The organism is Actinomadura vinacea, from assembly GCF_039532545.1.
In the GTDB taxonomy this organism is placed as follows: domain Bacteria; phylum Actinomycetota; class Actinomycetes; order Streptosporangiales; family Streptosporangiaceae; genus Spirillospora; species Spirillospora vinacea.
On the sequence record NZ_BAAARW010000032.1, the window covers coordinates 37,208 to 45,237 of the forward strand.

6 protein-coding genes are annotated in these 8,030 nt (G+C 67.1%); 2 read left to right on the forward strand and 4 right to left on the reverse strand.

The annotated features are described in order from the left end of the window. Positions 1-430 precede the first annotated feature (430 nt). On the forward strand, positions 431-2,203 hold the full coding sequence (locus ABD340_RS37750; protein ID WP_344595724.1) for an ABC transporter permease: 1,773 nt from the start codon (positions 431-433) through the stop codon (positions 2,201-2,203). Positions 2,204-2,462: 259 nt separating this feature from the next. Here the strand turns inward: ABD340_RS37750 and ABD340_RS37755 are convergent, their stop codons facing one another. Continuing rightward, positions 2,463-3,332 (reverse strand): SDR family NAD(P)-dependent oxidoreductase, encoded by an 870-nt coding sequence (locus ABD340_RS37755; protein WP_344595726.1) that lies wholly within the window; start codon positions 3,330-3,332, stop codon positions 2,463-2,465. Positions 3,333-3,448: 116 nt separating this feature from the next. On the opposite strand from ABD340_RS37755, the gene ABD340_RS37760 reads away from it, so the two are divergent. Continuing rightward, entirely contained in the window at positions 3,449-4,021 is a 573-nt protein-coding gene (locus tag ABD340_RS37760) for a TetR family transcriptional regulator (protein ID WP_344595727.1), read from the forward strand. 1,363 nt (positions 4,022-5,384) lie between these two features. Here ABD340_RS37760 and ABD340_RS37765 read toward each other — a convergent pair. The 3 genes from ABD340_RS37765 to ABD340_RS37775 all read right to left on the reverse strand — a co-directional run bounded on the left by ABD340_RS37765 (position 5,385) and on the right by ABD340_RS37775 (position 7,809). Further along, positions 5,385-5,822 (reverse strand): SMI1/KNR4 family protein, encoded by a 438-nt coding sequence (locus ABD340_RS37765; RefSeq protein ID WP_344595729.1) that lies wholly within the window; start codon positions 5,820-5,822, stop codon positions 5,385-5,387. 450 nt (positions 5,823-6,272) lie between these two features. Next, positions 6,273-6,737 (reverse strand): hypothetical protein, encoded by a 465-nt coding sequence (locus ABD340_RS37770; protein ID WP_344595731.1) that lies wholly within the window; start codon positions 6,735-6,737, stop codon positions 6,273-6,275. A 640-nt stretch (positions 6,738-7,377) separates the two neighbouring features. Beyond that, on the reverse strand, positions 7,378-7,809 hold the full coding sequence (locus ABD340_RS37775; protein ID WP_344595732.1) for a hypothetical protein: 432 nt from the start codon (positions 7,807-7,809) through the stop codon (positions 7,378-7,380). Positions 7,810-8,030 lie beyond the last annotated feature (221 nt).

Consider the following 8,030-nt stretch of genomic DNA (forward strand, 5'->3'; position numbering starts at 1 on the left):
GAACAGGCTGCGCACCCTGCCGCGGACACCCTGGTAGCCCTTGTCGGCGAAGGTCATCATGCACGTCGATGACGCCGTGAGCCCGCCGGCACCAGTAAAGGCGGCATCGCTCGGGATAGGCGTGCCAACGCCCCTACATCTTGTGGTCTATTGCTTCGTCGGCGTCGGCTTCGCGACTCCGCAGTTCGGCGTCCCCGCCTGGCCGCGTCGCCGGGCGCAGAGCACTGTCGCGCCCACGCCGGTGGGCATCGGCGACGTGGAGTCCTCGGCCTGCCCGGACAGTCGCCGGTCGCCGGCAGCTCGACGATCCCGTTTGACGTTCTTGTGCGTTAACGACAATCTATGGCTAACCGTTAGCGGTGACGCCTGGCCCGCGGGACGCGGCACCGGGTGACTCGACGACCTGCATCGGGCTGGAGGACTGACCGTCATGGGCCGCATCCTGCTGGTGTTCCGACTCGTTGTGGCCGACGTGCGCCGCCATCCCGCTCAGGCTGCGATGCTCCTTGTCTCGATCACCGCCGCCACCGCCACATTGGCCCTGGGCATGTCACTGGGAGAGGCGACCGACACGCTCTACCGGCAGACCCGCGCGGCCACGGCCGGACCAGACGTGGTGGCGCTTACCCCTGGCAGCGGCCGGACCGCGACTTCGGCGATGGCAGCGTTGGAGCATGCTCCCGGGGTCGCCGGCTACAGCGGACCGTACCGCCAGTACTACACAACGCTGAAGGCGCACGGCTCCACGTCGCGCGCGGTGGCGCAAGGCGCCGACGCGACACCAGGCCGGATCGATCGCCCGCTGGTGACCTCGGGCACCTGGGTACGCCCCGGCGGCGTCGTGGTCGAACGCGGCTTCGCCACCGCCCTGGGCGTCCGGGTCGGCGACCGCGTCACCGTCGCCGGCCGCTCGCTTCCCGTCATCGGGATCGCCGTGACCGCAGCGCACACCATCTATCCATGGGCGGGAATGAACGGCCCGGGCGGCGGGCCGAGCGACTACAACGGTCTGGTCTGGGTGAGTGAAACCGACACCCGAGCGCTGGCGGCCGCCGACCTTCCGGTGACCTCCCTCCTCTACCTGAAACTGCGGGACCCCGCCGCCACTCAAGAGTTCGTGGTCTCCCGCCGTCCCTTCAGTGACGAGTACCCAACGAACTTCTTCACCTGGCAGTTCATGGCTCGGCAGGACGAGGTCATCCTCAGGATCAGCCAGCCGATCCTGGTCATCGGCAGCTGGCTGCTCAGTTTCCTGGCCATCGCCGGCGTGGCCACACTGGCGGCGGGACGTGCCGCCAAGCAGACCCGCCGGGTCGGGCTGCTCAAGGCCGTCGGTGCCACCCCCGGCCTCATCGCCGCCGTCCTGTTCGCCGAATACCTGACGGTGGCGCTGATCGCCGACGCGCTGGGCCTGGCGATCGCCCGGCTGGCCGCGCCCGCCGTCGTCAATCCCTCCGCGAGCCTGCTCACCACCGCCACCGGTCCGAGCGGCGACACCATCTTCTTCACGACCGTCGTCGCCCTGGCCGTGGCGGTCCTGACCACCCTCGGCCCGACCGTGCGGGCCCTGCGCACCGAGACCGTCACCGCGCTGGCCGACACCGCCCGCCGGCCAAAGCATCGGGCTTTGCTGAACGGATTGTCGGCGTTGCTGCCGACCCCGTTGCTGCTCGGGCTGCGGCTGATCGCACGCCGTCCCGGCCGCGCCGTCCTGCACGCGTGGAGCATCGCGATCATGCTGATCGGCGCCACGGCCCTGCTGATGCTCTACGCCCAGCCCGTCAGGAGCTACGGCCTGGGCTCGCCCGACCTGGGCAATGTGCAGGTCGAGCAAGGACGCCACACGCTGCTGGCCGTCACCGTCGCGCTGGCCGCGCTCGCCGCCGTGAACATCATCACGATCACCTGGACCACCGCCCTGGAAGCCCGCCGCACCATGGCCATCGCACGCGCCCTCGGCGCCACCCCCGGGCAGATCACGGCCGGCCTGTCCACCGCCCAGCTCCTGCCCACCGTGCCCGGCGCCATCGTCGGCATCCCCTTGGGCATCTTCGTGTCCGGAGATGTGATCATGCCGCCCGCCTGGTGGCTGTTCACCGCGGCGCTCGTGTCGCTCCTGGTGACGGCGGCGCTCACCGCCTTGCCCGCGCGCATCGCGGCCCGCCGTCCCGTGGCACGAACCCTCAGCGCCGAAGCACCATGAGCAAATCAGCGATGCGGCAGGCTCTCAGTCCCGCTTCGGGCACGCCTTGCCGAGGGGACAGTCAGTCCTATGGGAAAGGGCTCTGGAGCATCGATGTGTCACCCACGCTGTAGTGGGTGACATCCATCGTGAAGGGCTGGATGCCGCGGCAGTCCAAGACCGAGCCGTATGCGGCGGGACGTGCGGGCGGACCTGACGGTCTGGGCTGATCACGCGGACGCCTGACCCGTATAGCCACGAAAGCAGCGCTCCTGGGCCTTCACACTGGGCTCAGACCGCTGAGGCGTTCGCACAGCGACCACACCGCTTCTTGCCCTCGCGCATCAAGCACGCCTGACGGCCAGGCTACGCGGCGTACCTTGGCGTCGAAGTACGCACCCGTAACCCCCTCCACCTGGGGGCTGGACGCTAGATAGATGCTGGAACGCGAGGCTTTGGCCATGTCCGCCAGCAGCAGGGGCCCCAGCAATCTGATCAGCGGGGCGACGGGCCGGTAAAGATAGGGGAACGCGCGCATCGGAGTGGCTTGGTTCCCTGGCGTGTAGGCGTGTCCTGGGTAGGCCACGTTGACGGCCACCCCCTCCAGTTGGGACGCGAACCGGTGGCTCATCGCCATCAGCGCCGTCTTGGCGTGGTTGTACTGCGCGAACGTCCACCCTACGAATCTCTTCTCGCCCTGCAAGTTGGCCGGATCGATCGTCCCGTCGGGCATGCCGCCGGTCACGTTGATCACCCGTGCCGCGTCCGCGGCGCGCAGCATTGGCAGCAGCAGGCAGGTGAGGGCGTACGCGGCGAGCACGTTGACGGCGAACGTGGCCTCGACGCCGTCCCGGGTGAGCCGCCGCTCGGCGTTCATGCCTCCCGCATTGTTAATCAGGACGTCGAGGCGGTCGTATCGCTCGGCGACCTGCTCGGCAAGGCGCCGCAGCCCGGTCATGTCCGATAGGTCCGCGGTCAGCGCCGTGACCTCACCGGCGGCCTCTCGCGACAGCTCACCGGCGGCGGTCCCGGCACGATCCGGGTCCCGTCCGACAAGGGTGACGTGGGCGCCACGGAGGGCCAGTGCCCGCGCGGTCTCACGGCCGATTCCCGCCGTGCTTCCGGTCACCAAGACGGTTTTGCCATGCATGTGTCGTCTCCTCACGAACCCGCCGTCGCGTTAGCAGGACCAAAATATGTCATCCAGTGCCACAAGCAACTCACAATGCCGTAACCTATCCGCAGTGCAAGACAACTGGGGAGACCATGGGGCTGAGGGAACGGACACGCCGCGCCGTGCGGGCCGAGCTGGCTGAGCTGGCGCTGGGACTGTTCGTCGAACGCGGCTACGAGCGGACCACGGTGGAGGACATCACCGCCGCCGCGGGCCTGTCCAGGCGCAGCTTCTTCCGCTACTTCCCGACCAAGGAGGACGTGCTGTTCGGCGACGTCGACGACCTTGCCGAACAGATCGCCGAGGACATCCGCGCACGGCCCGGCGGCGAGGACGCGTGGGCCTGTCTGCACGCCGTGCTACGCGACTGGGAGCCACGCATCCACGCCGCCCAGCGGGAACTCACCGGTTTGCGCCTCATCGAGACGACCCCGGCACTACGCGCGCGCCTGCACCAAAAACGCGACGAACTACGCGGACGAATCGCCGCCGCTCTGCAAGAACGACCCGGCGCCTCACTCGACACCTTCACCGCCGACCTGCTCACCGCCGCCGCCGGCGCCGCCCTGGACGCGGGTGCCCGCGCGTGGCTGCGCTCGGACGGCACCGCCGACCGCACCGAGCTCATCGACCAGGCTTTCACTCTGCTAACCCCGCGTCTCTGAGGCTGCGTCTCGCCAGGTGTTGGGCTTACCTGCCCGGCACGCAGCCCAGGAAATACGGTGACGCGGCACTGCAGCAGACGCAGAGGCGATCCGAAGGGCGGCTACCACCGCTCCTTGCCGGCCTGAACGCCGTGGCGACCGTTGTCGAATCTCACCGGCATCCCAGAGCCGGACTCCCGCCTGCCGTTGACCGACGCACTCACCTTGGCTGGAATCTGCCCACGGCGCTGGCTACCCTCTTCGGTCGCTTCTCTGGGGTGGCCTTCGTCCATGACCGGTCCCACCCAGCCAGCGCGAAGAGGGAGCCCCGGCGTCGACGAGGCCCTTCCCGATGAACCTGCGAAGGCGGAGCGGTATGCCTCTGAGGAGGAACCACCGGCCACGACCGCCGGAAGAGGGCAAGGAGAACCCACTCCCAGCCGATCCGGGCGACCAGAAGCGCAATCAGCCTCATCCCGACCACGCTCGGAGCGGCAAGCCACATTGCCCAGCCATCCAGGACGCCAAGGACCACACCCACAGCAGACAGAAGAGGATCCCGAAGCCGACCACGCCCAGCGCGCCGACGTAGACCATCGGACGAGGATCGGGGTCACCTCGCGCTCGAACTTCAGGTCGACCAAAGCAGCGAGCAACGAGGCAGGGCGCCGCGAACGGACACGGTCGCCGGGAGGCGCCACGAAGTCAAGATCACCGCATGAGATCAGCGCCGGTCAAGCACGCCCGAGCAGTCCGCCGCGCGTACCCCAGTCGTGCCCCACGCGTGCCCGTAAGGGCGGTCAATCAGGGGTATTCAGGGGGACTCACGGTAAGAAAGCAAAGGACCTTCCCCGGCGTGTTACGCCTGGTGGGAAGGCCCTTTTGCTGGTGTGGCGGGTCCAGGATTCGAACCTGGGTAGGCTAAGCCGACGGATTTACAGCCCGCCATGGATTGCGGCGTTGCTCCTCCGATGACCTGCACGGGAACCGGCATCGTCACCCCGTGAGCGCTGAGCCATCCCGCGCATATCCCGTGAGGCGGCGGCCCGCTGTCGCGTGGTGTGCGGTCCCCGTGAGGCCCTGGGCGTGTGTTACTCGTCGCTCGGCATGAGCATGAGACGTCACTGCGATTGAGCACGTCAGGGACCGAAACTCAGTTAAGACCGGCGACACGATCGTGAGCACAGCGAAGCGTTCAACATCGCGGTGCCTGCCTGCTCATGCGCACTGCTGGCAAAGCGATCCTGTCCGGGGCTGGACGGGCCGAGTTCGTCCGCTGTTGGCCGATGAGAGGACGTTGCAATCTCTTGTATGAGCGGGCTAATGAGTATCGCAGGCAGTAGGTTCCTCATCTGCACAATGCACGGCGTCGTGCAGGACAGGGCTACCCGGCTACCGGCTCGATTGATGACAAGAACTCGTCCCACGAGTTCGAGAGACGCTCGTTCTGAACCGGCGTGAGGTGACCGGAGTCGTCCTCCTCAAGTTCGTGGCTGTGGTACCAGACTGAGCCACGGTCGTGGCCAGTGACGGCCAGCAGGAACAGGCTGCCGCCGGCGTCGGTGCCGACGGGCACGTAGCCGTGGGGGATCACATCACCCCTCGAGTTCAGCGCGGGCCACAGGCTCGCCCATTCCGGAACGTCGCCGATGCCGAAGATGATCTCGATTCCTTGGTTGTTGTAGCTGGCCAGCGTGCCGCCGTCCTGCGCCTGTAGATACTTGCGATACGACTCAGGGAGCCTCGCGCCCAGGCGCTCCTCGAGTTCGGCCAGGCGCCTGGGGGGAGCCGCCGGATAGGTCTCGTCGTAGATCAGGGTCATTGGCCTTCGCTTCCCTTCACATCGGACACACTCAAGTAGCCACGAAGAGCGCGCCGTCGACGACGGCACGCGACTCGTGAAAGCGTGGCCGCCATGACGAGCATCGCGTCGTCAAATGAGCATGGCCAGGGATTATCGGTCAGGACATATCCCCGCGTTGATGCTCATTGGCGATGACGCTCTGTGCTCATGATGAGTGACGCTCCACAGGCGTGCGGCGTAGCCGCTGTTCTTCTCCCCACCTTCCTCCCCCCGGCCCCGACGAGACCTGCACTTAGCGACGGACACGGTTCCGTCAAGGGTGGCCGTAGGCCATCGGCGCAGCCGACGCGCAGCGCCCTTGACGGGTTCTGGCCGTCGCCATCCTCAACCGATCGGAGTCGGGGGGAGCCCCGCACCTTTCCAGGCCCGCCTGCAACTCTCCTGGTGCGGGAAGCTCTTGGCGTGAAGCTAGAGGGACATCCAGCAGTACAGATGTCTGCGTTGCTCGCGTGCTCGCTGGGCGATGTCGCGTAGTCCGCGCATGATCTGCTCCAGTTCGATGGGGTCGGCCGCGCCCCAGAACTCCTCTGTCTGTGACCAGGGCGGGGCCGCGGCAGCGAACTGGTCGTCGCTCGCATCTGCCATGAGGGTCACGAAGTCGTCGGAGACGGTCACGACCCATTGCTCGGTGTCGCTCTCTTCGTTGGGAGCGATGAGGTCGGCATGGCGGGGCCTGCTGCTGACCTGTTCGTAGGGGCGTCCCGTGAGGATCGCCTCAAGGGTGCCTAGCTGAACAGCCGGATCAATGCCGCCTTCTACGTGCTCTTTCGGTGGTTGCCCTTCAGGCGGGTGGCCGGGACCCGCACCCCAGTCGATGATCTGGGCGGCCTCGTCGTCGGTTGTCGCGATGAAGTAGTCGTAGAGAATCCCCATGCGGAGCAACATTGCCAGACGCTTTGCACAGGTCGAAGCATCCTGCGGCTCGCCGGGAGGCGGCGCGACCCCGTGACCGCCGGCGGCCGGGTGGCAAGGCTTGGGCTGCGCGATGCGCGGCCGGGCGCGTGGCGCCGGTGACCGGCGCCCACGCCGCACGCTCCGGCGGCGCTGGCGGCGGGCCGCGCCAACGGCGCGAGCGCCGCCGCCCTTGATCTATAACAGCTGAATCCGGCAGCGGTGGCGAAGCGACTCCGTGCTGTCAGCTTTGGGAATCATTCGGAACTTGCCTGTTAGGGCTGCTGACCTGGCGTTCCGAGTTTCCGTTAGTGACCGTGAATGCCCCTTGATCACCATGGCTAATCGTTCGCTAATCGCTCGTCGCCCGCCGTCTGACCTGGGGTAGCGGTCAGGTCTTGTCGCTCGTCCGGCTGGCGCCAAGGCATCGTCGGTGTACGTCGACACAGCGCCATCCGCAACGCTCCGGGGTGCTCGTTCGCGCGAACGGCGAGAAGGTGTGACAGACAGTCTCGCGCGAACGAGCACCCCGGCCCGCGGGGGGCTGGGGGCTGCGAAGCCCCCGCTTCGAGCACGCCAAGCCCGTTCGGGCGACCAACCAGGCCCCATGGCGGATTGCCTGTCAGAGCTCGGAAAGCAGGTCTTCGCCCGGAAATAGGGGCAGGTACCCCCGGCGCTTCATCTCATCAACAATCCATCGTTCACGCTGTGTCAGCTCCACCAGATGTCGAAAGAGATCATCGACGTGCTGTGCGGTGCGCTCGTCATGCTCACGCAGTCTCCCCAACGCCGCGTTGACCTTGTCTCGGAGGGCTCGAAGAGACTCACGTGCCTCTGGATCGTCTCCAATCCGTGTATGGAACTTGGCTAGTGCCTCGCCGTAGGTCTCCGCAAGCTTGGCGTCTGAGTCTGCTGAATTCTTCTGATGACGTTCGACCCTCTCTAGCTCGGCCCTTGCCTGCTCAATCTGGCTTCGAAGAAGCGGCAGCAGCGCCAGAAGAGTGCTTGCATCGGCCGCACAGAAGAGCTTCTCGGTAGTCGCGTCAAGGGCCATGGCTCCCAGTATGGCGGCCTTGCAATCCGTCGTGATGGCTTCTGGGCTGCTGTGCTCACTAGGGCGGCCGTGACCGGGCTGCGAGACGGGACCGGACGGAACAGGCCGCATGCCCGGCTCGCAGAGCCGGGCGCGGCCGCCCGGCGACCGCGAAGCGGGCGCCCTTGAAGACGTAAAGAAAGTCCTCATCCGGGGCTGTTTGCCCTGGTGTCCTTCCTCGG